Origin of the sequence: Bradyrhizobium sp., from assembly GCF_036009065.1 — a bacterium.
GTDB lineage: Bacteria > Pseudomonadota > Alphaproteobacteria > Rhizobiales > Xanthobacteraceae > Bradyrhizobium.
Genome location: NZ_DASYMN010000103.1, coordinates 1 through 26987, shown reverse-complemented (window position 1 = coordinate 26987; position 26987 = coordinate 1). Strand labels below are relative to the sequence as shown.

23 protein-coding genes and 1 pseudogene are annotated in these 26987 nt (G+C 62.6%); 17 read left to right on the top strand and 7 right to left on the bottom strand.

Annotated elements, in window-relative coordinates:
• The 3 genes and pseudogenes from VGP39_RS06375 to VGP39_RS06365 form a co-directional block, all read left to right on the top strand.
• Window positions 1–314, top strand: a pseudogene (locus VGP39_RS06375) (aromatic amino acid lyase); the annotation flags it as partial.
• 50 nt (window positions 315–364) lie between these two features.
• Complete coding sequence (locus tag VGP39_RS06370) at window positions 365–1030, top strand: hypothetical protein (protein ID WP_327567258.1); 666 nt, start codon at window positions 365–367, stop codon at window positions 1028–1030.
• Between the two features lie 163 nt (window positions 1031–1193).
• Window positions 1194–2321 (top strand): hypothetical protein, encoded by a 1128-nt coding sequence (locus tag VGP39_RS06365; protein WP_327567257.1) that lies wholly within the window; start codon window positions 1194–1196, stop codon window positions 2319–2321.
• Between the two features lie 99 nt (window positions 2322–2420).
• Here the strand turns inward: VGP39_RS06365 and VGP39_RS06360 are convergent, their stop codons facing one another.
• The 3 genes from VGP39_RS06360 to VGP39_RS06350 all read right to left on the bottom strand — a co-directional run bounded on the left by VGP39_RS06360 (window position 2421) and on the right by VGP39_RS06350 (window position 6106).
• Complete coding sequence (locus VGP39_RS06360) at window positions 2421–3731, bottom strand: O-antigen ligase (protein ID WP_327567256.1); 1311 nt, start codon at window positions 3729–3731, stop codon at window positions 2421–2423.
• Window positions 3728–4720: a glycosyltransferase family 2 protein gene (locus tag VGP39_RS06355; protein WP_327567255.1), complete on the bottom strand. Its 993-nt coding sequence runs from the start codon at window positions 4718–4720 to the stop codon at window positions 3728–3730. The genes VGP39_RS06360 and VGP39_RS06355 overlap by 4 nt, the downstream gene beginning before the upstream one ends.
• 267 nt (window positions 4721–4987) lie before the next feature.
• Window positions 4988–6106, bottom strand: coding sequence for an endo-1,4-beta-xylanase (locus VGP39_RS06350; RefSeq protein WP_327567254.1), 1119 nt, complete (start codon window positions 6104–6106; stop codon window positions 4988–4990).
• A 179-nt stretch (window positions 6107–6285) separates the two neighbouring features.
• On the opposite strand from VGP39_RS06350, the gene VGP39_RS06345 reads away from it, so the two are divergent.
• The 7 genes from VGP39_RS06345 to galE all read left to right on the top strand — a co-directional run bounded on the left by VGP39_RS06345 (window position 6286) and on the right by galE (window position 14618).
• On the top strand, window positions 6286–7275 hold the full coding sequence (locus tag VGP39_RS06345; RefSeq protein WP_327567253.1) for a DUF6492 family protein: 990 nt from the start codon (window positions 6286–6288) through the stop codon (window positions 7273–7275).
• Complete coding sequence (locus VGP39_RS06340) at window positions 7269–8708, top strand: polysaccharide biosynthesis C-terminal domain-containing protein (RefSeq protein WP_327567252.1); 1440 nt, start codon at window positions 7269–7271, stop codon at window positions 8706–8708. The genes VGP39_RS06345 and VGP39_RS06340 overlap by 7 nt, the downstream gene beginning before the upstream one ends.
• Window positions 8709–8727: 19 nt before the next feature.
• Window positions 8728–9543 (top strand): class I SAM-dependent methyltransferase, encoded by an 816-nt coding sequence (locus VGP39_RS06335; RefSeq protein WP_327567251.1) that lies wholly within the window; start codon window positions 8728–8730, stop codon window positions 9541–9543.
• Between the two features lie 3 nt (window positions 9544–9546).
• The gene (locus VGP39_RS06330) at window positions 9547–10296 is read left to right on the top strand and encodes a polysaccharide deacetylase family protein (RefSeq protein ID WP_327567250.1); all 750 of its coding nucleotides are present in this window, start codon (window positions 9547–9549) and stop codon (window positions 10294–10296) included.
• Between the two features lie 156 nt (window positions 10297–10452).
• Window positions 10453–12765, top strand: coding sequence for an exopolysaccharide transport family protein (locus VGP39_RS06325; protein WP_327567249.1), 2313 nt, complete (start codon window positions 10453–10455; stop codon window positions 12763–12765).
• A complete protein-coding gene (locus VGP39_RS06320) occupies window positions 12758–13582 on the top strand; it encodes a WecB/TagA/CpsF family glycosyltransferase (protein WP_327567248.1) in 825 nt (274 codons plus the stop codon). The genes VGP39_RS06325 and VGP39_RS06320 overlap by 8 nt, the downstream gene beginning before the upstream one ends.
• A gap of 1 nt (window position 13583) precedes the next feature.
• On the top strand, window positions 13584–14618 hold the full coding sequence (gene galE, locus VGP39_RS06315; protein ID WP_327567247.1) for a UDP-glucose 4-epimerase GalE: 1035 nt from the start codon (window positions 13584–13586) through the stop codon (window positions 14616–14618).
• Between the two features lie 146 nt (window positions 14619–14764).
• Here the strand turns inward: galE and VGP39_RS06310 are convergent, their stop codons facing one another.
• Window positions 14765–15361, bottom strand: coding sequence for a DUF1080 domain-containing protein (locus tag VGP39_RS06310; protein WP_327567246.1), 597 nt, complete (start codon window positions 15359–15361; stop codon window positions 14765–14767).
• Between the two features lie 221 nt (window positions 15362–15582).
• Here VGP39_RS06310 and VGP39_RS06305 point away from each other — a divergent pair, with 221 nt between their 5' ends.
• Entirely contained in the window at window positions 15583–16050 is a 468-nt protein-coding gene (locus tag VGP39_RS06305) for a cupin domain-containing protein (protein WP_327567245.1), read from the top strand.
• 148 nt (window positions 16051–16198) lie between these two features.
• On the opposite strand, the gene VGP39_RS06300 is transcribed toward VGP39_RS06305, so the two are convergent.
• Together VGP39_RS06300 and VGP39_RS06295 are read right to left on the bottom strand one after the other, a co-directional pair.
• Window positions 16199–17713 carry an amidase gene (locus tag VGP39_RS06300; RefSeq protein WP_327567244.1) on the bottom strand — a complete coding sequence of 505 codons (1515 nt, stop codon included), beginning with the start codon at window positions 17711–17713 and terminating at the stop codon, window positions 16199–16201.
• Between the two features lie 184 nt (window positions 17714–17897).
• Window positions 17898–19430: an FAD-dependent oxidoreductase gene (locus VGP39_RS06295; protein ID WP_327567243.1), complete on the bottom strand. Its 1533-nt coding sequence runs from the start codon at window positions 19428–19430 to the stop codon at window positions 17898–17900.
• A 151-nt stretch (window positions 19431–19581) separates the two neighbouring features.
• Here VGP39_RS06295 and VGP39_RS06290 point away from each other — a divergent pair, with 151 nt between their 5' ends.
• The 6 genes from VGP39_RS06290 (at window position 19582) to VGP39_RS06265 (ending at window position 25794) form a co-directional block, all read left to right on the top strand.
• Window positions 19582–21726: a response regulator gene (locus VGP39_RS06290; protein WP_327567242.1), complete on the top strand. Its 2145-nt coding sequence runs from the start codon at window positions 19582–19584 to the stop codon at window positions 21724–21726.
• A gap of 8 nt (window positions 21727–21734) precedes the next feature.
• Window positions 21735–22688 (top strand): DUF5996 family protein, encoded by a 954-nt coding sequence (locus VGP39_RS06285; RefSeq protein ID WP_327567259.1) that lies wholly within the window; start codon window positions 21735–21737, stop codon window positions 22686–22688.
• A gap of 336 nt (window positions 22689–23024) precedes the next feature.
• The gene (locus tag VGP39_RS06280; RefSeq protein ID WP_327567241.1) at window positions 23025–23213 is read left to right on the top strand and encodes a DUF3606 domain-containing protein; all 189 of its coding nucleotides are present in this window, start codon (window positions 23025–23027) and stop codon (window positions 23211–23213) included.
• A 46-nt stretch (window positions 23214–23259) separates the two neighbouring features.
• Window positions 23260–23544, top strand: coding sequence for a SemiSWEET transporter (locus tag VGP39_RS06275; RefSeq protein WP_327567240.1), 285 nt, complete (start codon window positions 23260–23262; stop codon window positions 23542–23544).
• 116 nt (window positions 23545–23660) lie between these two features.
• Complete coding sequence (locus VGP39_RS06270; protein ID WP_327567239.1) at window positions 23661–24170, top strand: ferritin-like domain-containing protein; 510 nt, start codon at window positions 23661–23663, stop codon at window positions 24168–24170.
• Window positions 24171–24261: 91 nt separating this feature from the next.
• A complete protein-coding gene (locus VGP39_RS06265; protein ID WP_327567238.1) occupies window positions 24262–25794 on the top strand; it encodes an FAD-dependent oxidoreductase in 1533 nt (510 codons plus the stop codon).
• A gap of 20 nt (window positions 25795–25814) precedes the next feature.
• Here the strand turns inward: VGP39_RS06265 and VGP39_RS06260 are convergent, their stop codons facing one another.
• Window positions 25815–26672 carry a D-amino-acid transaminase gene (locus VGP39_RS06260; RefSeq protein ID WP_327567237.1) on the bottom strand — a complete coding sequence of 286 codons (858 nt, stop codon included), beginning with the start codon at window positions 26670–26672 and terminating at the stop codon, window positions 25815–25817.
• Between the last annotated feature and the right edge of the window lie 315 nt (window positions 26673–26987).

Genomic DNA, 26987 nt, shown 5'->3' with positions numbered 1-26987 from the left:
GGATGCCTGCGACCGATGCGCTTGCCCGCATTGGCCTCGCGCCTCTGGCGCTTGGCCCGAAGGAAGGACTCGCGCTCCTCAACGGGACCCAGGTCTCGACCGCCCTGGCGCTCGCCGGCCTGTTCGAGGCCGAGCGCGTGCTGCAGGCCGCCCTCGTCACCGGCGCACTGGCGACCGATGCGGCGCGCGGCTCGGATGCGCCGTTCGACCGGCGCATCCATGATCTGCGCGGCCATGCCGGCCAGAAGGAGGTCGGCGCCGCCCTGCGGGGCCTGATGGAGGGCAGCGCCATCCGCGGGTCGCATCGTGTCGGCAAGTAGGAGATGGTCATCGAGACGCTGAAAGTGTCGAGGTTCTCCACCCGATGCGGCGCATTCATCTGCCAGCCCAGCATCTGGCCCGGGCCGATGTCGAGCACTTTTGCGTGGTCGTCGTACCATTCCTTGTAGGGAAGATCGACTTCGACATTGAACAGCGCGATGTCTTCCAGATGCTCCGCGGTGATGAACGGGGCGCTGTTCGGATAGACATAGACGCGCTTGCGGCCGGCGATCTGCACCAGGCTCTGCCCGGGCATGTCGGCGTGGTAATAGACCTGCGCGTCCGGCGCGGAGATCAGGATGCTTTCCTGGTGGCCTTTCGGAATCTCGAAGTCCGGTACCTTGGCGACGATTTCCTCAAACATGCGGTCGACCAATTTACCGTAACGGGGGTCAACCGCGGCGACGTTGCGCATGTTGAGCCAGAGCCCGCCGCGCGAGATGGCGTCGATGACTTCGCGGCCACTGAGATTGCCGATATCGCCCTCACGCCACAGTTTTTTGCTGCCGCGGGCGCCGGTCTGCACCAGGCTGTAATGCTCGCGCGGATAGCCTTCGATCAGTTTTGCCAGGTCGTCCATCGAAAACGCCGGCGACTTGTGCATCTCGTGCTCGAGCCGGATCGGCTGATGGGCCCACAACTCAGAATGCGTCTCGTCCCATTTGGTGAAGATCTTGTTCGTCGTCATTGTCGCGCTCCTGCTGGCTAGCCTTGCTGTACCGAAATCCCGAAATGGCCGTGACGCCATCGGCCGCCGATGTCCCGTTATGAGACGCGCCGGCGATTCCTACATCCTATCTGGCAAGAAGAGTGCCGCATGCCGAACGGCGCTGCTTACCGGAAGCTAAGGCTTGCGGGTTATGGCTAACGCGATGACGTCAGAACCCGCATATCAGGCGCTGTTTCTTGGCGCGGGGCCGCACATGACGTGCGGCGTCGGCCAATTCACCCGGCTGCTGCAGGAAACGCTCGAAAAGCTCGAACCCGGCAGTTGCACTTCGTTAACTCTGACGCGCAGCGAAGGCACGGTTGGCGACATCTGGCGCGCGGTCGGGCCTGTGCGAAACGTGGTCTGCGATTTTCCGCTGGTGGCCTGGAAGCGCGTCATAATGCGGCCGCTGCTGGCGCTGGTCATGGCGCGGCTGCGTGGACGGCGTGTCGTTTTGATTCAGCATGAATGGGGCGGGCTGCACTGGCTGCGGCGCATCACCTATCTACCGGCGCTGCTGCTGGCCGACACCATCGTGATGTTCTCGCCGCTGGTGCGGCGCGAACTCGCTTCCGATGCCGTCGCCGGCTGGACGGCGCAAAAATGCGTGCTGGCGCCGCTGCCGCCGAATATCGAGGCGCCCGCGGGAATCGTCGATTCCAAGCTCCGGCAGCGTCTTGCCGCCGCGCGCGAAAGCGGCCGTCTGGTGATCGGCCATTTCGGCTCGATCTACCCGGGCAAACAGCCGAACGCGCTACTCCAGATCGGCGCGATCCTGAAAGCGCGCGGACTGAAGCCGCTGATCGTCTACATTGGCTCGTTCATCCGCGCGACCGACCATGTGGAGGAAGAATTTTACGCCCGCGCCACGGAACTAGACCTGATCGATGATGTCATCGTCAGCGGTTTTGTCACCTCTGATCATGAAGTATTCGGCCTGTTCAGCGAGGTCGACGCCTTCTGCTTTTCCCTCGATGAGGGCCTGACCGCGCGGCGCTCCAGCGTGCTGACCTGCGTGCAATCCGGCCGTCCCGTGATCGCCACCGGCCCGGCCGAGGCGGCCGAATTCGATCACCATCCGCGCTTCAAGGAACTGATCGAGCGCGGCGCCATCGTGCTGGTGCCGCGCGGGTCGGACGATGACATTTACGCCGACCGGATCGCGTCGGCGCTAAATTGGCCGTCGGTGCATGCGCCGTTCGATTTCGACGGCTGGTGGCGCGATGTCGCGGAGACGGTACGGGCGCAACTTACCGTCGTCCCCGCGAAGGCGGAGACCCATAACCCCTGACGCTCATGTTTCTGCGAAATGTTCCAACAAGATCACCAACGCCCTGCACAACATTAGCAACACGGCGTATGGGTGTCCGCCTTCGCGGGGACGACGAATTCAGTTGCTCACGCGAAACCGCGCCAGGTAATGCAAACCGAACACCGCCAGCAAGAACGTGAACCAGATGGGATCGGCGCGGTCAAGGAAGAAGCTTTCCATCGACGACAGATAAAGCCCGAACAGCCAGATCTGCAGCAACATCATCGACAGCGCGCCGCTGTTGCCGCCGCGGTCTGCCGCGTGGAAGTCTTTTAGAGGCCCGATCACCAGCACGACGATCAGCAGCATCAATCCCGGCAGCCCCATCGCCAGCGCGGTGTCGAGATAGCCGTTGTGGCTGTGCGAGGCGAACTCCGCCCACTCCTTGCCTTCGGGCAGATCCCTGATCGAACTGGAGCCCCAGAAAGCCGCAAAACCGTAGCCGGTCGGCAACCGCTGCTGCAGCGCCTGTAACGCAAAGGTCCAGATGTCGGTGCGGCCGGTAAACGTGGTGTCGAGCGGCAGCATCTTTGCGATGTTTTCCAATCCGTCGCTTATCACGGTGCCGACGCTTAGCAAATTCAGCGTCAGCAGCGGCGTCAGGCAAATCACCGCGCGAAGCCAGAAGGTCTTGATCACCGAAACGAGGCCGGAGAGCAGGAAGACCGCGACGCACAGCGCGAGCGCGCTCTTGCCGCCGGAGTTCAGCAGAAACAATCCGGCCAGGCCGATGATCGCCGCACCGGACAGCAGCGCGCCCAGCCGGGAGACGTAGATCCCGATGAACAGCAGGAGCACCATCACGGGCGCCGCGCCGTTCTTGTGGCCGAACGAGCCGCGCCAGTCGCCGGCCAGCGCCGGCTCCTGCGCATCGGTCGCCTGGTGGATCGACAAATGTGGCGCCAGCAATATTCCGAGATAGCAGATCGCCAGCAGCGTCAGCGCCGCGATGCTGAACCAACGCATCAGCTCGGCCTGCGTCTTCGGCAGCAGCATCAGCGTCGAAGCCACCGCGATGACGCAGGTCGTCAGCGCGAAACGGCGGATCGAGGTGCCGGGATCGAGCGACAGCACCACCGTGACGAATACCCAGCCTCCGAACAGCATGAAACCTGGCGACAGCAGCGTTATCAGCCCGCGCATGTTATCGCGCATCGCCAGCGCGACCGTCAGCAAGGCCAGACACCCGAACGCGGCATAGGTCAGCGTTTCATTGCCGGTGGAAAGGTCCCTCAACTGCGCATCGCCTAGATCGACGAACGGCCGCAGCGAAACCCAGACCAGCAGCAAGGTGCCGATGAACGCGGCGGCGCGCGCCACGTCCATCACCTGCTGACGCCGCAATTGATCGACGACGGTCCGGATCTCGTTTGCGGCGACGATGCTCACTGCACGATCTTCGAGGCTTTGTAGGGTTGCGGTTCGATGCCGATGGCCGCCAATGCGCTGCCGACTGCGACCGTCATCGGATGCAGGGCAATGATGGGCTTTTGCTCGGTGATGACGAGACGGCCGGCGCGTATCAACGACAGCGGCAGCATCGCCAGCATCTTGGCGAGCAGCCTCGCCCGCGCCCACACGGTGCGCGCGGCCTTGACCTCGATGTGATAGTTGATCGCGCCGATGCGCAGGCCCCGCACCACAAGCCAGCCCGGGTTAGTCCGGCTTCGCGGCACGGTTTCGGTGATGACGGCATCCGCAGCCCAGTGAAATTGCATTCCCGCCTGCCGGCAGCGCACGAAGAAGTCGGTATCGCCGCCGCCGAGAAAATTGAATTTCAGATCGAAGACGGGATCTGCAAGCTGCTCGAACACCCGCCGCGTAATCAGGCAATTGCCGCAGCCATAGATAATCGGCACCGGGCCGCTCTCGTCATAGGCCGGTCGGAACGCCGGATGGCGGCGCAGCCCGCACTTCAAGTCGTCGTCGAAGTCGGGCAGTACCGGTCCGCCCACCAGATCTGCGCCGGTGGCCTCGGCCGCGCTGACCATCCGCTCCAGCCATTCCGGCGAGGCGATTTCGTCGTCGTCGATCATCAGCAGCTTTGTGGCGGCCGGGAACGCTGCCAGCGCGGTTTCGAAGGCGGCGTTGATTGCTTGGCAATTGCCCTGGCGCGGCTCGACGATGCAAAGCCCGGGGATATTGCCGGTCCAGAAGAATTCGATGGCGATCGGCACGTTTTCGCGCCTCAACGCATCATTCTCGACCAGCACCACGGCAAAGCGGCGGTCGGTCCGCTGGTTGGCAAGCGACTCCAGCGTCAGCCGCAGATGCTGCGGCCGGCGAAAACCGGGGATGCAGACCACGATGTCGATCGAGGGATCGAGCGGGCCCGATGTTGCGACCAATTCGCGGGAGGCGTTCAAAATCTGGTTCATGGCGCGTTTAATCTAGTCGTCAAACTGTTATGAAGCCGCTCCTTCTCACCTCTCCCCGCAGGGGAGAGGTCGAAGCCGGAGCGCAGCGCAGGCTTCGGGTGAGGGGTCTCTCCACGCAACTCGAACTCCCGGAAGAGCCCCTCACCCGTCGCGCGTCTGACGACGCGCGTCGACCCCTCCCCTGCGGGGAGAGGTGAGACGAGCGTCGTGGTAATTCGACTTAAAACCATCATGCTCATAAGTTGATGAAGTCCTATACAGCGCGATTTAAACGGCCTTGCGCCTGAATTGCTCGATGACATCGAACAGCGGCTTGCGTTTCAGGTCGGCATCCAGAGGCAGCGGACGATTGGGCATGCCGTCGGGCCGCTTGAAATAAATCGGCACCCAGGTGTAGCGGTCGCTGAGGCCCCAGGTCAGGATCGCTTTCGGACGAACGACCTCGCAGACCGCGCTTAAGAATTCCGCGGCCTTTTTGGCGACCAGCGCGTCGCGCTCGCTCACCTTGCCGGGCAGCTCGTAATCCACCACGTCGAGTTCGGTGATCAGCACGTCGAGCTTCATCGCTGCGATCTCGGCAAGAAACGCCTGCAACCCGTCGCGGTCGATGGCGCGGTCGGCGAACAGATGCGCCTGCAGCCCGACGCCGTGCAGCGGCACATCCTTGTCGCGCAGCGATCGCAGCAATTGCAGCAGCGCCTTGCGCCGGGCGGCGAAGCGCGGTCCCTTGAATTCAATATCGTATTCGTTGAGCACGAGGCGTGCATCGGGATCGACCGCCGCTGTCGTGCGCAGCGCGATCGGCACGTAATCCGCTCCCAGATATTTCGTCCAAACGCAGGGACGCAGCGACGTCGCGTCTTGCGGAAAATCCACCAGCGGCTCGTTGACCACGTCCCAGGACGGGATGGCGCCGCGATATCGGGACACTACCGTCTTGATATGATCGACCAGTTCCCGCCCGGCTTCGGCGCGGCTGGATATTTCATCGGTCCACTTCGGCAGTCCGCCGTACCAGGCCAGCGTATGGCCGCGGACCTCCAGCCTGTTCTGCCGTGCAAAATCGATGATCGTGTCGGCCTTCTCGAAGCGGTATTCGCCGCGCGTGGGGCGGATATCGGCCCACTTCATCTCGCCTTCGGCAACGACCAGCTGGCAATTCGCAATGATCGCTTCGCGATAGGTGGAATCGGAATCCAGCGCGCCGGCGCGCACCGCCGAGCCGTAGGGAATTAACCCTGCGGCCGCGGCGCTCGCGAGCGATTGCGCGTTCGGTGTCGCAAAAGCGGACATTCCGGACAGTTGCGCTGTGCCGGAAAGACCGATTGCCGCGGCTGTCGCAGCGCCTTGAAGAAAATCGCGCCGCGAATGCGTCTGTTTGGTCATGCTTTCACAAGTCGTTCATGGATTCAACGTACCGCGACCTTCGTTGCAAGTTACGGTCCAGCGGCACGCAGCAGAAAAATGAATGTTCGAATTGGTTACCGCACCCGCGAATTAACCAACTTTGAATCGCCGGCGCGTTCGCGGAACCGTCCGGCACCGATCTTGCTCCCCCCGAACCCATGACGCACGAACCGGCAGAAACCATCGCTCTGAACGTCGCCGCCAGAGAGACCCGCGAGATGAACCCTGTTGCGTTGTTGACCCCAACTTACGGGCGCGACCTCGAACTGTGCAGGCTGCTCTGCGAGAGCGTGGACCGTCACGTCACCTCATTCTCGAAGCATTATCTGCTGGTCCCGGATGCGGACTTGTCATTGTTCTCTCATTTCGAGAGCGAGCGCCGCGAGGTCATTCCGGCGTCGAGGTTTTTACCGCATTGGCTGCGGCCGTTGCCGCGCGTGATCCAGCGCAAGCGGCGCCAGTACTGGTGGTCGTTCCGGACCAAGCCGGTCAGCGGATGGCACGTCCAGCAATACCTGAAGATCGCCGCGACCATGTCGCTGCCTTACGAGCGCTATTGCATCCTGGATTCGGACATCGTGTTCTTCCGCGACTTCGACCTGTCGCAATTCCAGTTTCCGAATCCGATTCCCTTGTTCGGCTTGCCGGACGAGGTGGTTGCCGCCCAGCCGCGGCATTCGCGCTGGGTCGAAACCAGTCATGAGCTGCTGGGCCTGCCGGTGCCCCCGCTGCCCGCGTCGGATTTCATCGGCCACATCATCTTCTGGGACCGGCAGACCACGGCCGCGATGGTTGCGCAAATCGAGGCCGTGACCAACCTGCACTGGATCGAAGCGCTGTGCCGGACCCGCGAGTTCTCCGAATACATGCTGTACGGCTATTTCGTGCAGAATAACGTGCGCTTTTCCTCCGTGCACAGGCCTACCTCGAGTACGCAGTGCGTCAGTTACTGGGAGCAGTTGAAGCTCAACAAGGACGAATTGAACGAGTTGCTCCGCCGCGCCAACAAGGACGACGTCGCCTTTTCGATTGCGTCCTTCTCCGGCACGCCGGTTGAGACCATTCGCGCGGCGATGAAAGAGCATGAAGCGACCAGAACGCCTCAACCGTCGTCGAAGCAGACCGCGAGGCGCGGCGCACTATGTTGATCCGTCAGGCCACCATCAATCTGTCGGCGAATGTGCTGTCCGCGCTGCTCGGGCTGCTCAGCGTGTTCGTCTTCACGCGGCTGTTTTCCGCGCACGATTACGGCATCTATCTGCTCGGGGTCGGCTTTGCATCGGTGATCAGCGTGGCCTTCATCGGCTGGTTCCGCAACCTGATCCTGAGCGAACACGCCAAAGACGACGGCACCGACATTCGCGGCTTGGTGATCTCCGGATATCTTGTTGCCTGCCTGGCTGCGCCGCTTGCCTACGGGTTGGGACGCCTGGCCGGACTGGATGCATGGGCCGCAGCCGCCGCGGTCGGGCTCGCGGTCGCGGTCGGCCTGTTTGAGATTACGCAGGATCTGGTTCGCGCCAGGCTGCTGGCCAAGACGGCCATGAAGGCCGCGCTGGTTCGCGCATTATCGGTTCTTTGCCTCGGCATGGTCTTTGCCTTGATCGACCGCTCGGGATTTCTTTTGCTGGCCTCATCCGCACTGGCCTATCTGCTCGCGACATGGGTCCAGGCACACGCCTGGCGCGGGACCGTTGTCAAGTTCGACCGCTCCGCCTTGCTGGCCGCTGCAAGGCAGGGGTTGCCGCTAACCATATCGCTCACGCTGCTCGCCATCTCCAGCGTGACCGACCGGTTCATGATCGCCAACCTGGTTGGCGCCGCGGATGCCGGAAAGTACATCGCTGGCCTCGACCTCGTCCGGCAGACCCTGATGATGCCGGCGATCAGCGCCGCCGCCGCGTTTTTCCCTATGGCCGTCCTGATCCATGCCAATCAGGGACGGGCTGCGGTGCGGTCGCATTTGAGCGAATGCGCCGAACTGCTGTTCAGCATCACGCTGCCGGCATGCCTGGGGTTTGCGGTCATCGCGCCGCACATCGCCAATGTCGTACTCGGCGTCGATTTTCGCGAGACTGCCGCGGAGATCATGCCCATCATCGCCGTCGCGGTGGTGTTCCAGATCCTGACGCAGCAATATCTGCATGTCAGCTTCCTGCTGTCCGGCCGTAATTCGTTCTACCTGATCAATACGGTCTCGATCATCGCCGCCAATGTGATCCTGTCGGTCATATTGATCGACAAATACGGCGTCGTTGGCGCGGCGTGGGCGCGGCTCGGCGCGGATGTATTCGGATTCGTCGGCGCCTTGATCCTCAGCCGCCGGGCGTTTCCGATCCCGATTCCGCTTGGCCAGCTGGCACTGACGATGATTGCCGGATTGATGATGGCGCTGTTGGTCGGCGCGCTCGACCGCTATTTGCATGTGTCCGATCTGGCCGCATGCGTCATCCTGGCTTTCGCAGGCCTCGCCAGCTACGCCGCGCTGTGCTGGGCGTTCGACATCTCCCGGCTTCGCGCGCGCTCGAAGAACGGCCTGACGCTTTTCAGGTCCAAGCTCGCCAGCATGGGCATTGGATAGAACGGGATTTGAAGAACAAATGAACAAGAACGTCGCCAGCGATTTCAACACAGCGATTCCCCTCGACGGGGTCGACGCGCTGCTGTCGCCCGCCTCCGTGCATCCAAAATCGCTGCTCGATCTGCCGTCCGGCGACGCGCGGGAAAGCCTGCTCGCCGCCCACGGCATCCTCCGCGCAGTGCTGCCGCCTGGAAAACTCGCGATCTATGAAGCCGGCGGCGGATCGACCAGTTTTCTGCCGCTGAGCGTGCTCGATCGCGCTCATGTCACCGTGGTCGATATCGACGAAGACCAGATCCGCAACAACACTTACGCCGACAAAACAATCCTCGGCGACATCCAGAGCTATCGGTTCAAGCCCGCAACCTTCAATCTTGTGATCTGCTACAACGTCATCGAGCACCTTGCCGACGTGGAGGCGGCACTGCTTCGCTTTTGCGAGGCGCTGAAGCAAGGTGGCCTGATCCTGATCGGCGCGCCGAATCCGAAATCGCTGTCCGGGGTGGTGACGAAATATTCGCCGCACTGGTTCCACGTCTGGTTCTACCGCCATGTGCGCGGCGACAGACACGCCGGCGAGCCCGGTCAGGCGCCGTTCCCGACCTTCTTTCATCCGCTGGTTTCGCTCTCGAGGCTTGAGACCTTTGCAAGGGAGCACGGGCTTCAGGTGATCTACCGGCGGGAATACGAGAGCCCGCGCTTCCCCGAAATGCGGGCGCGCAAGCCGGTTCTTGCCGCTTTGCTCGACGCCATCGCCGTCGTCGCCAACCTTTTCCTGCCCGGAAAGGCCGACGTCCGGCGCGGCGATTACCACGTGATTTTGCGAAAGCGCTGAACCATGAACCCGATCTCCGAAGCCAGAGCGAGATTCAGCCACCGGATGGCGATGCACTTGCGCGTCGAGCCGTTCGCCCTGCCCAATGCAACGCCGATGGTCAGCTTCACCTTCGACGACGTTCCGAAAAGCGCCGCCACGGTCGGCGCCGCGATCCTCGAAGCGCACGACGCGCGCGGGACTTTCTATGTCATCGGCAGCCAGGTCGGCACCTCGTCGGCGCTGTGGGACATGGTCGATGGCGAAGACGTCGTCACGCTTCATCGTGGCGGCCACGAAATCGCCTGCCACACCTTCTCGCACAAGCGGGCCTGCGACCTCGATGCCGGGGCGCTGAACGCCGAGATCGAGCGTAACCAGGACTATTTGCGGTCGCTGGATTCGTCGATCCGGATCGAGAATTTCGCGTATCCGTTCGGATACGGGTCGTTCGTGCGCAAACGGCAGCTAAAAACCGTCTTCAAATCCTGCCGCAGCATCGTTCCCGGCGTCAACAGCGGCACCGTCGATCTGCAATTCCTACGGGCGATGCCGCTGATCGACCGGCGCATCGATCGCGAGGGGATCGAGCGCGCGATGGACGAAGCGCGAACCTGTAACGGATGGTTAATTTTCTATACCCACGACGTCGCCGACGAGCCCAGCCCCTACGGCTGTTCGCCGGCGCTGCTGAGCGAGGCGCTGCAGGCGGCTTCGCGCCGGAAAATCCCGGTTTTGAACATGGCGGAGGCACTGCGATGCGCCGGCGTCTAAACGCTTTTTTTGCCTTTGCAGTGAATACTCCCTCAATGAGTATGGTTAATTTTCCTTCTGCAGCCGGTTCCGCATGGCAACCGGCCGCCAATGGCATGTCGCGAAGAGTAACCCCTCACCCGGCGCGCGCGCCGGCAAAACCGGAAGCAGGGGCCCATGCTTGCATATGACCAGCCGATAAGTCAGCCGAAACCCGACGCCGTGAAGGCGCCGTCGCATCCGGCCGCAAGCTTCAGCGTGATCGATCTGATCCGCCTGTTGTGGCGGCGCAAGGTCGCGATCGTGGCGGCGGCGCTGATCTGCGCCTGCGCGGCGGTGATGATCGGCAAGAGTCTGACGCCGCGCTATGCCGCGACCGCGCAGCTCTACGTCGACCCGCGCGAATTGCAGCTGGTGGACCGCGAGCTGACGCCGCGTTCCCAGGATATTTCGGGCCTGTCGATGGTGGTCGAAAGCCAGGCGCGGCTGATCACCTCGAACAACGTCCTGTTGCGGGTGATCGAGGACACCAGGCTCGACAAGGATCCGGAGTTCGGCGGCGAGACCACGAGCCTGATGGGAACGCTGTTGAAGCTCATCAGCTTCGGCGCCAAGTCGTCGGTTGATGCCAATGCCGGCCGGATGGCCGCGCTGCTCGACGCCTTGAACCGCCACATCAATGTCAGGCGGACCGACCGCACCTATGTGGTCGATATCGAAGTCTGGTCGACCGAGCCCGCGAAAGCCGCGATGCTCGCCAATGCGGTCTCGGCGGCCTACCTTGCCGAATCCAAGCAGTCGCAGGCCGACGCAGCGCGACGCGCCACCAACGACCTGTCGGGCCGGCTGAAGGAGTTGCAGGACCGGCTTCGCACCTCCGAAAATGCGCTGGCCGTCTACAAGGCGCAGAACAATTTCGTCGGCACCCAGGACACGCTGGTCAGCGACCAGCAGCTTTCGGCGATGACGCAGCGGCTGGCCGCGGCGCACGCGCTGACCCTCGATGCGCAGGCCAAATACGACCAGATCGAGGCCTCGCGGCGCGGCGCCAGCGATGCCGGCGCCATTCCCGAGGCACTGCAGTCTCCGACCATCGCCAACTTGCGCGCGCAATACGCCGAGGCGCGGCGGAAGTACGCCGAACTCTCCGGCGAGCTGGGGCCGCTGCATCCCTCGCTAAGGAACATGGAGAAACAGGTCGAAGACCTGCGCAAGAATATCACCGAGGAACTCAATCGTTTCTCGCAATCGGCCAAGAACGACCTTACCCGCGCGCGCGACTATGAGGCCTCGCTGACCAAGGCGCTCGACTCGCAAAAGCATCAGAGCGTCGACCTCAGCCAGGCCTCGGTGCGGCTGCGCGAGCTCGAGCGCGATGTGGACGCCAATCGCAACGTCTATCAGTCGTTCCTCAAGCGCTCGCGCGAAACCGAGGAACAGGAAAGCCTGAACACCTCGGCGGCGCGCATCATCGGCGAGGCCACCGCGCCGCAGCGGCGCGTCTTCCCGCCCGCAATGAGCCTGATCGCCATGATCGGCTTTGCGATCGGCGCGCTGGCGGCGGCGGCATGGATCGTCGCGGTCGAGCGGCTGTCGATCCCGGTCCCGGTGACGACGACGGTGCAGGCGCCGCAGAAGAAGCCACGGGCGACGCTGTCGCCGGACCTGAAGATTTCGATCGAGCCGCCGAAACCGCCCGCGCAGCCGAGCAATCCGCCACCGGAGCCCGCGGCCGTATCGCTCGAAAAGCCGCTGATCGCGCGGCTGCAGGAAACCGACGTCCTGCGCACGCTGACCGGTATTCTGGCCGTACCCGGCGTTTGCGATGTCACGCGCATGGGCTGGCCGACGCTGCGCACAAATATTCCGCCGGGCGCGTTCGTCGCCGCGATCCACCAGCTATGCGAAACCGCAACCAAGCGCTCGTCGGGCCTGACGCCGGTCCTTGCCGTAATCGGCGCCGGCAGCAGCGCAGACCGCACCGTTGTTGCGCTGAATGCCGCGCTGGCGGCGGCACGCGACGGCGTCAAGGTGCTGATGATCGATGCCGATCACGCGCAGCATGCGCTCTCAAGCAAGGTGACCGGCGCCGGCAGGACCGAAGCCAGCCGCTTTGGCTGGCTCAGCATCGGCACCAAGGCCTCCCGCGCGATCGAGACCGCTAACGGAATTTCGATCCTGCCAACGCTCAAGGGTTCCGACGTCAAGGCCAGCGACGCCATCCGCAAGGCCATCGCGCAGGCGCGCTCCAGCGCCGGCTACGATCTCGTAATTCTGGACGGACCGGCGATGCCCTGGAGCGCCGCCGATCGCAAACTGCTCGATACCTCCGACGGCCTCGTCGCGATGCTGCCGGCCGACCTCGATATCAACGACGCCATGGAAGACGTCATCGCAGCACTCGGCGGCGCGGAGCGCAAGCTGATCGGTGTCGTCCTCAATGAACTCACCCCCGCGGGCATGCAGCAGCGAGACAAACGTTATGCTTGAGCGCCGCAAAAATCCCGTCGGAAGGGCTGCCACGGCGAGCGTGCCTCGGATCTCGCTGGGCGGCCTTCGTCTCGCCGTGCTCGACATCGAGCAGACCGCGAACTTCATGATCGGCACCGTGTTCCCGGAGCGCTCCGTCAGCCGTCCGCTGTATCTGACCTCCGCCAATGGCGAGGTGCTGGCGCGCTGCTCGACCGAGCCGATGACCGAACGCCTGTTCCGCGCCGCCGACCTCATCAATGCCGACGGCCAGCCGCTGGTCACCGTGTCGCGGCTGAGATCAAAGCCGCCGCTCCCCCAGCGCGTCGCGACTACCGACCTGTTTCATGTCGTCGCACGCAAGGCCACGGCGGCGCGGCTGACCTTCTACATGTTCGGCGCGGACGAGGAAGAAAACGCGCTCGCGGTCGCCAATGTCCGGAACATGTACCCCGATCTGCAGATCGTCGGGCATTCGCACGGCTATCTGAGAGGTGACGCGTTGCGCGCCAAGGTCGACGAAATCAACGCACTGGCGCCGGACTATCTGTGGGTCGCGCTGGGGGTGCCCTACGAGCAGGCCTTTGTCGAGGAATTCACGCCGCGCTTGTGCAATGTCGGCGTCATCAAGACATCCGGCGGATTGTTCAACTTCCTGTCGGGAAGCCGCGCCCGCGCGCCGCGGTGGATGCAGGCCGCGGGGCTGGAATGGGCATGGCGGATCTGGCTGGAGCCGCGCCGGCTGTTCTGGCGCTATCTGACCACCAATCCGCGCGCACTCTATCTGCTGTTCAACAAGAGCCGGCCGTCGGGCAGCGACGGCACGCCGCGAGGCTGACATGAACGGTCGACCGGCAGTACTGGTGACTGGCGGCGCGGGCTATATCGGCTCGCATTGCTGCAGGGCGCTGGATGCCGCCGGCTATCATCCGGTGGTTTACGACAATTTTTCCACCGGGCACCGCAGTTTCGTCACCGGTTCGCTGATATCAGGCGATCTGCGCGACGGCGCCAGGCTCGCACATGCATTCACACGGCACGACATCGTCGCGGTGATGCATTTTGCGGCATCGAGCCTGGTCGGCGAGTCCGTCGCCGACCCGCAGAAATATTACACCAACAATGTCGGCGGCACATTGTCCTTGCTGGATGCGATGCGCGAGACCGGCTGCAATCGCCTGGTGTTTTCCTCGACCGGCGCGGTCTACGGCAATGCCGACAGCAAGGCCTTGCCCGAAAGCTACCCTTGCGAGCCGATCAATCCCTATGGCGCTTCGAAATGGATGATCGAGCGGATTCTCGCCGACTATCGCCGCGCCTATGGGCTGGGAGCATTTGCCTTGCGCTATTTCAACGCCAGCGGAGCCGACGCCTCCGGCGGGATCGGCGAAAAGCGCGAACACGAAACTCATCTGATCCCGCGCGCGATGATGGCGCTGCAAGGTCATGTCGCCGACTTCGCGGTGTTCGGCGACGACTACGATACGCCGGACGGTACCGCGATCCGCGACTATATCCATGTCACCGATCTTGCGGGCGCGCATGTGCTGGCGCTGAAGCTATTGATGCAGGGACATTGCGGCGGGGCTTATAATCTCGGTACCGGCGCGGGTTTTTCGGTGCGCGAAATCCTGGCCACCATCGCGGCCGAGACCGGCCACGCAGTGCCGCATGTCATCAAGCCGCGCCGACCGGGCGATCCGGCCTATCTCGTCGCCGATCCGACGGCGGCGCGCGAAACGCTGCAATTTTCCCCTAGTCATTCCGATCCCGCAACCATCGTGCGGACCGCATGGGCCTGGCACCAGAAGGCGCACCCGTTGAAAGCGGGTGAGCCGGTTCGCATCGATACGGATTTGTCTCCAGTCGCGTAATCGTGTCCCGGGCGCGGTGCGGCGTTCTTCATGCCGCTCCGCAGAACCGGCACTGTACCGATACCGGCGCTCGTTACGGCCCCCGCTCTGCAGCGCACCGCTTCGCAAGAGCTACGCGCTGCGCTGCGTCCGGGGCACGAGACCCTCTACAGCGGCTTGATCTGCACCTTGCGCCACTTCAGCACGCCCGAGCCATATTGCAGCGCGAACGGACCGCTGGCGAGCTTGCTGTCCTGGACGTCGACGGTCTTCTGGCCGTTGAGCACGACGACAAGGCGCGGCCCTTGCGCCGTGATCTCGTACGTATTCCATTTGCCACCGGCCTTCGGCATCGGATCGACCTTGGCGACGTCGACGATCGCGCCGGTTCCGTAGGAGGGGTCCGGCCGCTTGTCGAAGATGTTAACTTCATAGCAAAGCTTGGCATCGATCTTTTTCGGATCCTGACAGCGGATGAAGATGCCGCTGTTGACGTCATCATCGGCCCAGAACTCGGCCTTGATCTGGAAATCCTTGTAGGACGTTTTGCTGACGAGGTAGGAGAGATCCTTGCCGTCGAGCTTGTCGGCGGTGAGCGCGCCGTCCTTCATCGCCCAATTGGCTTTTCCGACCTCATCCCAATCGCCCATTTTGGAGCTGTCGACGAGCGTGACCCAGCCGTCCTGGCCGGACGCCACGTTCGAATATTGCAAGGCCGCGGCGCCAACCAGCAGTCCGGCTGCGAGTATCGATAGGCGTTTCATCAAGGTGTCCTCCCTTTTGAGTTTTTCGTTGCGCGGAACATAGAGGCCGCCACGGGTAACGTAAACGCGTTTTTCATGCTGCAGTTGCGTTGTGATTGCGCCTTCGCCGGTCTCGCATGCGCGCACGCCTTGCACCGCGCCAAATAGACCGGCTAGCATGGCCGAATAATCAGATGAGCCTGCGCCCGCAAACCCGTCACAAGGCCGACAGGGAGAAAACAATGAGAGCCGCAAACCGGTTTTGGCAATATCTCGTCGTACCCACTATTCTTGTCGGCGCCATTGGCGCAACCCGGGCAGCCGAGCTCAATCCCGCCGCGGTAATCTACAAGCTGCCGGATCAGATACCGTGGGGACCTGTTAACGCCAATGGTGCGCAAAGCGCCGTTGTTGTCGGCGATCCCGGCAAGCCGGGCTTCTACGCGGTCTACAACAAATGGACCAAGGGCAACCATTTCAGCCGGCCGCATTTCCATCCCAACGACCGTTACATCGTCGTGCTGCAGGGCACATGGTGGGTAGGCTCGGGACCGAAATTCGATCCCGCCAACACCACCCCGATGCCCGCCGGCAGCTTCGTCACCCACTTCGCCAAGCAGGTGCATTGGGACGGCGCCAAGGACGAAGATGCGGTATTGCTGATCATGGGCGAAGGGCCGGGGACCTCGACCGCGGCGGAAGAAAAGTAACGCGGACGGCTCAAGGCGCGCCAGCTCACATCGCGGGCGGCATTTTCCAGATCGTAGGGTGGGCAAAGGCGCGCTTGCGCCGTGCCCACCACCTTCGGCCATTTGATGCATGATGGTGGGCACGCTTCGCTTTGCCCACCCTACGGACCTACATCGCGGGCGGCATTTTCCAGCCGCCAAAAGTCTTTTCGAGATGCGCCGCCAGAGCCAGCGCGACATCTTCGCGCCACGGCCGCGCCGCCACCTGAACGCCAAGCGGCAGGCCATCGGGCGAGGTGCCGACCCGCACCGTTGCCGCGGGCCATCCCGTCAGATTGTACATCTGCGCGTAGCCAAAACCCTTGCGGTTCTGCTCGTCGAAGCTCGTACCGTGCGGCAGGGCCGCATACGGCGCTACCGGCGACAACACCGCGTCGTAATTTTCCATAAAACGCAGCATCGCGTTATTGAACAGATTCCAGCGCACGAATGCCGCCAGCGCTTCCGTCGGGTTGGCCATCGCGGGCGCCACCGAATTGGCCAGCGCCCTTTCGAACAGCGGAGAAATTTCATCGGTACCGATGCTTTTCAGGAATGCGCGGGTGCCGGCACCCCCATCTCCGCGACTCATATCGTGATAGACGGTGGCCGCCTTTTCCGAATCCGGTGTCCTTTTTTCTTCGACCTTGACGCCGGCCTCCGTGAACGCTTTCGCGCAATCGCGCACCGCGGCGGCAATCTCATTTGTCGGTGTCGCCGCACCATCGTCCTCGAAGAACGCCAGCTTCAATCCGGTCAGCACGACGGCATTTGGGTCGCCCAGCGGCATTGCAACGATGGTGCTGTCGCGGAAGTCGGGACCGGAAATAATCGGCAATGCCAGCGCGAGGTCGCTCACCTTTCGCGCGATCAGGCTGACGTGAAATACCGGATTTCGGGCGCCGAGCGGCATCGGAAACTGTCCGGTGCGCGGCACGCGCCCGGAGGTCGGCTTGATCGCGGCCAGCCCGCAAAAATGCGCGGGGACTCGAATGCTGCCGCCGGCGTCGGTGCCAAGACCAAGCGGTGAGCCGCAGGCCGCCACGATTGCGGACTCGCCTCCGCTGCTGCCACCGGGCGTGCGGGTGAGGTCATAGGGATTGTTGGTGCGTCCATAGATCAGATTGTCGGATTCAAGCGCGCCGGCCAGCTCCGGCACATTGGTTTTTCCAAGAACGATTGCACCCGCATTGCGCAGCCGCGCAACGACGGTGGCATCCGCCTTGGGAACGAAATTGGCGCGGCCCTTGGTACCGCCCGTGCAAATGACGCCGGCTGTCTCCAGGGTGTCCTTGATGGTGACGGGAACGCCATGAAGCGGGCCCTTGATCTGGCCGCGGGCTACTGCCGCGTCCGCCTCATCGGCCTCGCTGCGCGCCGCCTCCGCGGTCAACTGAACGATGGCATTGAGCTTTGGATTGACTTTGGCGATGCGGTCGAGATGCGCTTCGACGACGGCTTTGGAGCTCAGCCGCCTCGAGCGGATCGCTTCGGCAAGCTCGCCGGCCGAGGCCGAAATAATGCTATCGCCCGCTTCAGAGGCAGCTGCCGCGGCATCGACCAGCGAGCCGCGCGCGGCCGCCGCAACGGCGCCGACCAGTGCCGCCGTGGCCAAAAAGTCCCGCCGTCCCATGTTGTTGTTCATCTGCTATTTCACCTTTCAGGCTCGGTCATGACGGCGCGCAGCTAATTCCGTTTTGGCGGGCTACGCAAGCTTGCCGCAGTAGATCGTAGGGTGGGCAAAGGCGCAACTTGCGCCGTGCGCACCACCTTGATCCGGATGCGAGAGTCTAATGGTGGGCACGGCGCGAAGAGCGCCTTTGAACACCCTACGGGCTAGCGCATCGCGCCTGCTCCATCGCAAGTTCCGCCTTGAGGCTGTCGAGATCGCGGTAGATCGAGGCAACCGCGAGCACGCGGTCCCCGCTTTTGTATTTCAGCAGGCAATCCCTGCCCGCGATGTCGCCGTCGATCGCAATGTAGTCCCACTTCTCGGCATGGCCGACATAATTGATCGGCACGTCGTAATGCTGGCTCCAGAAAAACGGCACCGCGTCGAACGCCTCGCGCGCTCCCAGCATGTTGCACGCGGCGGTCTGGCCCTGGCGTTCAGCTATCACCCAATGCTCGACCCGGATATTCTCTTTCGAATGCGGATCGGGCCACCGCGCGATGTCGCCGGCGGCATAGATACCGGGGATGCTGGTTTCGAGGTACGCGTCCACCGCGACGCCACGATCGAGCGCAAGGCCGGCCTGTTCGGCCAGCGCCAGCCGCGGCCGTACGCCGACGCCGACGACCACCGCATCGGCGTCCAGCACGCCGCCGCTCCTGAGCGTGGCGCGCTTGCCGTCGATGCCAACCAAGGTATCGCCGAGATGAAAGATGACGCCGTGCTCTTCATGCAGCGCGCGCACGAAATCGCCCATTTCGGGGCCGAGCACGCGTTCCATCGGCCGCTGCTCCGGCGCCACGACGTGAACCTCGATTTCGCGCGCGCGCAACGCGGCTGCGGCCTCAAGCCCGATGAAACTCGCGCCGATCACGATGACGCGGCGCGCGCCTTTCACCGCATCGATGATGGCGCGGCAATCGGAGAGCGAGCGCAGCGTATGGACGTGCGGCTGATCGGCGCCGGGAATCGGCAGCCGCACCGGTTCTGCCCCGGTCGCCAGCAGCAGGCGGTCGTATGCGACAGCATCGCCGCCGGCGAGGACGACGTTGCGCGCCCTGGGATCGATCGAGACGACATCGCTCTCGAGCCGCAGGTCGATATCAGCTTCGGCGTAAAAACTGTCCGGGCGCAGCGGCAGCCAGTCCTCCGGCGCGCTGCCGGCGAGGTAATCTTTCGACAGGTTCGGCCGGTCGACCGGCGGTGCGGCATCGCTGCTCAGCATCACGATACTACCGCGATATTCCTGGCGCCGCAGCATCTCGGCCGCGGCAAAACCCGCCGCGCCGCCGCCGACGATGACGATCCTGTCCGGCGCAGCCATGGGAGCTGTGCGGCGCGACGTGGGCTGCTCGCGCTTTTGCCTGACGACGATTCGATCGCCCTCGTGCTCGACCTGCCAGACTGAAAGCGGATTGAGGGCCGGCGCGCGCGTGGCTTCTCCGCTGCGCAAATCGAAACAGGCGTGATGCCAGGGACAGCGGATGCTCTCGCCGACGACGAGCCCATCGGCGAGCGGCCCGTGATAATGACTGCAATGCGCGTCGATGGCGAAAACCTCCCCGCCGGCGCGCACCAGCAAGACATCCAGGTCGCCGACATGTCCAAGCAAGGTCTCCCCGCTGAATTCGCTTAAGCTTACTCCCTGCGCCAGATCGGGGCCGCTCGGACTGGCTTGTTGTTCCGCCATGTTTCACTCCCCTGGATGCTGCTTTGCTATCCTTGGACGCTGCTTTGCTATCGTGGTTCCCTCAACGCTATCGATTAACCGGTTTTTACATCAGATAGACTTCGCCCGCGATTCATATAATCTGCCGCGCGGGCAGACGGACAAACTGAGTATGCTGACGGCGCAACGGGATTCGATCCGGTTATTGCACGGCATTCTGGTGGCGTCGGTCGCGCTGCCGGCCGCGCTTTTCGTCTACGCCTCCTGGCTCGGCTATCAGAACAACCAGGTTATCGCCGAGCGGCAAATCGACCGCACGCGGGACGTCGTCACCGAGCATGCGCTCAAGGTGTTCGAAAGCGTCGAACGCAGCATCGCGGAGATCAACGAAGTCGTCCGCGACATGCCCGACGAGCGGATCGCGGCCAACGAGGAAAACCTGCATCGCCGTTTCGAGCGGCTGGCGGACAGTTCGGAACAGATCAAATCGGTCTGGATCTTCGACAGGAACGGCCACGCGCTGGTCAACAGCCTGGTCTATCCGGCGCCGAGTATCGATTTTTCCGATCGCGATTATTTCAAGTCGCATATCGATCGGGACATCGGGATCTATGTCGGCGAAGTGCTGCGGCCGCGGCCGCCCTATGGCGGCGCGCCGTTTTTCGGGATCAGCCGGCGGCGATCCTCTCCGGATGGAAGTTTCAACGGCGTGATCCAGGCGTCGATATTGCCGGAATATTTTTCGGGCTTCTATGCGAAGATCAGCCGCGAAGCGGGAAACTATGCATCGCTGATCCGCGACGACGGACTGATCCTGGCGCGGTTTCCGCCGAGCGATATTCCCGCGCTGTTGCCGAACGGCGAATTGCTCAAAGCCATTCGCGCGAACTCGGAAGGCACGCTGCTGCTCACTTCAAAGCTCGATAACGTCGAGCGCAAGATCGCCTATCGCAAAGTTTCGGGGTTTCCGGTTTTCGTCGTCGCCGGGCTGGAAACCCAGGCGATCCGCGCTCATTGGTTTTCGCAAATGGGCGCCCACCTGATCTTCGGATTGCCGGCAACCGCGGCGCTGATTGCGATCGTGCTGCTGGCGCTGAAGCGGACGCGGCGTTTCTATGAAGAGGCGACGCGGCGGCAAGTCGCCGAACACGCGCTGAAGCAATCGCAGCGCCTGGAAGCACTGGGCCAGCTGACCGGTGGCGTCGCGCATGACTTCAACAATTTGTTGATGGTGGTCGGAGGATCGGCGCAAAGGCTGAAACGCCGGCATCATGACCCGGCAGACCTACGCTCCCTCGACATGATCGAATCGGCGGTGCGGAAGGGATCCAACCTGACGCGCCAGTTGCTGTCGTTCGCCCGGCGCCAAAGCCTGTCGCCGAAAGTGATCGACCTTGGCGACTGCATCGAGAAATTTCGCGAGATTCTGCGCCAATCGGTCCCGGGGGATATCGAGATCGGGCTCAAGGTTCCGCAGCAAAAGGTCATGGTCAGGATCGATCCCGACGAATTCGAGATCGCCCTGCTCAACCTCACCCTCAATGCTCGCGACGCCATGCCCGACGGCGGACGAATTGCAATCTCCGTCAAGACCGCTACGCTTGATGAAAATTCCGGCCCCAACGGGCTGACCGGCGAGTTCGCCGTGGTTGGGTTTTCGGATACCGGCTCAGGCATCGCGGACGACATCCGCGACCGCATCTTCGAGCCGTTTTTCACCACCAAGAAGGTCGACCGCGGCACCGGGCTCGGACTGAGCCAGGTCTACGGATTTGTCCAGCAATCGCACGGAGCGATCACCGTCACCAGCCATTCCGGTAACGGCACGACATTCGAGCTATTTCTGCCGTGTTGCGATGAAGCTCTGCAGGTGGAGAGCCAAACCGCCGACGACCCGGCCCCGCTCGCCAAGCCCGCGACCGTGCTGCTGGTGGAAGATCACCCGGATGTGTCGGCGGTCGGCTCCGACTATGTCGAGCAATGCGGTTTCAAGGTGGTTTGCGCGGCCTCCGCTGAAGTCGCGGTCGACATCCTGAACCAGCGCCGCGATATCGACCTGGTGTTTTCCGACATCGTGATGCCCGGCATGAGCGGCCTTGAGCTCGGCCGCCTGATCCGGGAACACCACCCGGAGACGCCGGTGGTGCTTGCCTCCGGTTACAGCGACCGCGCCGCCGCCGCGCTCGCGGAGGGATTTACGTTGCTGCAAAAGCCCTACTCGCTCGAGGCGTTGCGGAAATCATTGGCTGAGGCCATGCAGGCGCCGGACGCGATCAACCGCAAATTTGATTCGCCCGCCTCGCGCCAGACCGCTTAGTCATGACCATGGGAAGCGGGCAAGGTAGTCGCGGAGCTTGGCCGGAATTGCCCTATGCGGCGTGGCGCGAGACCAGCGAGACCTTGCATCTTATGACCCAGATCGTCGGCAAGATTCGCCTGACGCGAACGCCTTGGCTCAATCATTCCTGGCATGTTGCGCTGTATGTCACCGCCAGAGGCCTGACCACGTCGCCTGTTCCCGATGGCGCGCGGTCGTTCCAGATCGATTTCGATTTCATCGATCAAACCCTGCGCATTTCGACCAGCGACGGGCAACAGCGGCAAGTGCCGCTGACCGCGCAACCGGTCGCCGCGTTTTACGCCGCGGTGATATCAGCGCTTGCCGAACTCGGCATCGATATCAAAATCGACGACAGGCCGAACGAATTGCCGGACCCGATCCGCTTTCCCGATGATCAGGTGCATGCTTGCTACGATCCCGACGCCGCGCACCGCTTCTGGCAGGTGCTGCGGCAGGCCGACCGCGTGTTCGCAAAGTTCCGCACCGGCTTCCTCGGCAAATCCAGCCCGGTGCATTTTTTCTGGGGCAGTTTTGACCTTGCGGTGACCCGTTTTTCCGGACGTAGCGCGCCGCGCCATCCCGGCGGGGTGCCCAATCTTCCGGATGCGGTGGCGCAGGAGGCCTATTCCCACGAAGTCAGCAGCGCAGGCTTCTGGCCGGGTGGCGGTGCGATCGATTATCCCGCGTTCTATTCCTACGCCTATCCTGCGCCCGAAGGCTTCGCCACCACGCCGGTGCGGCCGGATGCGGCGTTTTTTAGCCAAGCCCTGGGCGAGTTCATTCTGCCTTACGATGCGGTGCGCACCGCCGCAGATCCCGACGGCGCGCTGCTGGATTTTTTGCAAAGCACTTACGAAGCCGCGGCCAATGCCGCCGAATGGGACCGCGCCGCGCTGGAATCCTCTCTGGGCCAGCCCCGATTGCCGCGCAGGCTTTAACGGTCCAGCCCGGCGTATTTGGTTCCGCAAAAACTTTTGCAGGCCAACTTGCGGCGATTGCGGTTCGGCGGAACCTACGAAACCGGTCGGCGTTGTTCGTGCAGTCAAAATTCAAGGAGGCTGACATGGGCTTCGGTAAAGGTGCACTGCTCTGGTTAATCGGAATTCCGCTTCCGATCATTCTGCTTCTTGCGCTGTTCATGAACCGCTAGGCGCAGAGCGAAGCGCAATGTTCGGCCGGGTCGCGAACGCGGCAAGGCAGTGAAAGGCCTCGCCTCATCCCGCAGGCGGGGTCTTTCTCGCGTCTTAAGGACTGAACGTCTTAGGGACTAAAACATGAGTGACGATCTCCTTGACAAAGGCCAGCGCGACCGAAGCCATATGGGCCAACCGCACGAAGGGCAATACTGGACCAGGCATCTCCGCGTCACCAGGGACGAGTTGCAGCGCACCGTCGACAAGGTCGGAAATTCCGCCGCCGCGGTGCGCAAGGAATTGGGGCTGCTGGGAAAGCCGCACAAATGATGCCGTTGGGAAGAATTCCAGCGTGGCGTTTCCGATGTTTTGAACAATGATCGAGGTCATCATTCCGTGGATCGGCGTCTGCGCCGCGGTTCTCACCTCGCTGTCCTATATTCCCCAGGTCCGTAAGGCCTGGCCGCGCGGATCGACCGACGACCTGTCGCTGAAAATGCTGATCACCCTCACCGCCGGCCTGTTGCTCTGGATCGCCTATGGACTGCTGAAAAGCGATTGGGTCATTGTCGCGGCGAATTGCGTCGGCGCGATACTGTCCGGCAGCGTGCTGGCCTTCAAAATTCGCGACATGCGAAGTGGAACGTCGCCTCGGCATTGAATGTCCGGTCGGCGACGTAAGTTGCAAGCTACCGAAGTCGCGGAACCACCCTCTTACAAAAATGTTGATTTCGCACAGCCTTTTTCGGGCTCGCAATTTTATTTGGAGGACACCACATGGGACTGTTTTCGAAAGACATCAAGACAATGGACGACCTGCTGCTGCACGGCCTGCAGGACATCTATTACGCCGAGCAGCAGATCACCAAGGCGCTGCCCAAGATGATCGACAAGGCGACCAACCGCGATCTCGCGCAGGGTCTCAAAACGCATCTCGAAGAGACCAACAAGCAGATCGAGCGGCTGGATCAGGTTTTCAAGAAGCTCGGCAAGACGCCATCGGGCACCGATTGCCCGGCAATTGACGGCCTGATCAAGGAAGCCGACGAAACCGCCGGCGAGGTCGACGACAAGTCGGTGCTCGACGCCGCCATCATCGCGAATGCGCAGGCCGTCGAACACTACGAGATCGCGCGCTACGGCACGCTGATCGCCTGGGCCGAGGAACTCGGCCATGACGACATCGTCCGGTTCCTGACCACCAATCTCAATGAGGAAAAAGCCGCCAACACCAAGCTCAACACGGTCGCGCTGCGCAAGGGCGTCAACCGGAGGGCGGCGAGCTAGAGGAAAGAGGCTCGGTTCGGCAAATGCCGCACCGAGCCCCTTTGATTCCACGACGGACGGCCGTTTTTTTATTATTGAAGAACGATAACCAATGGGCAATTCCAACGATCTTCGCAGCAAGTCATTATGGATGGATATTGAGGTCGCGCCGGATGCCCGCCCCCTCGAGGGCGATCAAGCCTGCGATGTGATCATCGCCGGTTCAGGGATCGCAGGCATTTCGACGGGTTACGAACTCGCGCTGAAGGGCTTGGCGGTGATGATCGTCGACCGCGGACGCATCGCCGGCGGCATCACCGCCCGTACCACCGCGCATCTGGCGCCGCTGTGCGACGACCTAACCTCGGAAATGATCAAATTGCGCGGCGAGGAGATTTCCCGCGCATTTTACGAAAGCCAGGCCGCGGCGGTCGACCGGATCGAGGCCGTTCAAAAGCGCGAAGCGATCGACTGCGATTTCCGCCGCCTCGACGGCTATCTGTTTCAGGCGCTCAATACCGATTCGAAGATCATCGACGATGAGCTGGATGCGGTGCGCAAGGTGGGCGCGCCGGTCCACCGGCTGGTCGGCGTGCCCCTTGCCCATTGCGGCAATCAGCATGCCCTGCGCTATCCGCGCCAGGCGACTTTTCATCCGCTCAAATATCTTAAAGGGCTGGCGGAGATCATCGAAGCGAAAGGCGGGGTGTTTTATTCCGAAACCATCGTTCGGGAAATCGAGGAGCGCAAGGATGGTTCGGTCGCGGCGAAGACGGACAGCGGCGTCATCACCGCAAAGGCGGCGGTGGTAGCTACCAACTCCCCGATCGTCGATACCTTGGCGCTTCACACCAAAATGGCGCCTTACCGCACCTATGCGATGGCGTTTGCGATCAAACGCGGCGCCATCCCCGACGCATTGTATTGGGACACGCTCGATCCCTATCACTACGTGCGTCTACAGCCGGGAGAAGGCGCGGCTGACACCCTCATCGTCGGCGGTGCGGACCACAAGAGCGGAGAAGCAGACGATGCGGATCTTCGCTTCGAGGCGCTGGAGGCGTGGGCGCGCAACCTCATTCCGGCTGCGAAGAACGTGACCCATCGCTGGTCGGGACAGGTGCTGGATACCATCGACTATGCAGGATTCATCGGGCGCAATCCGGGGAGTCAAAACATCTACGTCCACACCGGCGATTCCGGCCAGGGCATGACTCACGGCGTGGCCGGAAGCCTGATCAATTCCGCGCTTATCCTCGGCGACACTGCGAAATGGCAGGAGGTCTACGAACCCACCCGAAAAACGCCTTCAGGCATCGGCAATTTCGTTCGCGAAAACCTAACGGCCGTCAAGAACTTCGCCGAATATCTGGCACCGGGAGAACTCAAATCGTTGGACGACCTCAAGCCCGGCCAGGGCGCGGTCGTGCGACAGGGCCTGAGCAAGATCGCCGCCTATCGCGGCAAGGACGGCGCCCTGCACGCCCGCTCGGCGGCGTGTACCCATATCGGCTGTCATCTGCACTGGAATTCGTTCGAGACCTGCTGGGACTGCCCATGCCACGGCTCGCAGTTTGCGGTTGACGGCACCGCGCTCAACGCCCCGGCCGTCAGCGCTTTGGCCGACGTCAAGACCGGCGACTGAACATGGCGACTGGTAAGACGTCACACCGCCGTGGCGCGGGCAAACTCCAGATAGATTTCGCGTAGCCGGTTTGTCATCGGGCCGGGCCTGCCGTTCGCTATCCTCTGTCCGTCGATGGTCACGACCGCCTGCACGAACAGGGACGCGCTGGTGATGAAGGCTTCCTTTGCCGCCAGCGCTTCACTAACCGAAAATGCCCGTTCCTCGACGCGAAGCTGGCGTTCTTCGGCAAGCTTCATCACCGCCTTGCGGGTGCAGCCCGGCAGGATCGCGCTGGAATTCTCCCGCGTCACCAGCACGTCATCCTGTGTCAGGATGAAGGCCGACGACGATCCGCCTTCGGTGACCTGGCCGTCCTCGATCATCCAGGCTTCCTGACAGCCGGCTTCCGCGGCGGCCTGCTTGGCCAGCACCTGCGCCAAGAGCGCTACGCTCTTGATGTCGCGCCGCGCCCAGCGGATGTCCGGCATGGTTTTGACCGCGATGCCGGTCTTCGCCGAAGCCGCGTTGACGATGTCCTTGGCCGTGGTGAACATCACGAATGTCGGCTTGGCCTCTTTCGGGAATACGAAATCGCGCGGAATGACGGCGCCGCGCGTCACCTGCAGATAGATCACGCCGTCGATGAGGCCGTTCCGCGCGATCAGCTCCTTCTGAATTTCCACGATCCGCGGCAGCGTTTCGGGCAAAGCCAGCGCGATCTCGCCGACCGAGCGTTCGAGCCGCGCGAGATGCGAATCGTTGTCGATCAGTTTGCCGTCGAGTACCGCCGAGACTTCGTAGATGCCGTCGGCGAATAGGAAGCCCCGGTCGAACACCGACACTTTTGCATCGGCGGCCGGCACGAACGCGCCATCGACATACACAATCTGTTCCAAGCTAGACTCCCTGTCCGCGCGACGCAGCGCCGTCTTATATGTGATACTCTAAAGCACCAAAACACGTTTTCGAGCCACACATTCAACCCTCATCCTGAGGAGCGGCCCCTTGGCCGCGTCTCGAAGGATGGCCACGGGCGCGTGTGCGGCCATCCTTCGAGACGCCGCGCAAGAGCGCGGCTCCTCAGAGTCTGATTCAAAATAAGTGACTCAAATCATTGGAGTTCGAGACACGGAAAGTCAGCCCACTTTCAGATGCGACTTGTTGAAACCCGTTGGAGCATCGCAATAACTGCAGATTTGCCTGAGGTCAGA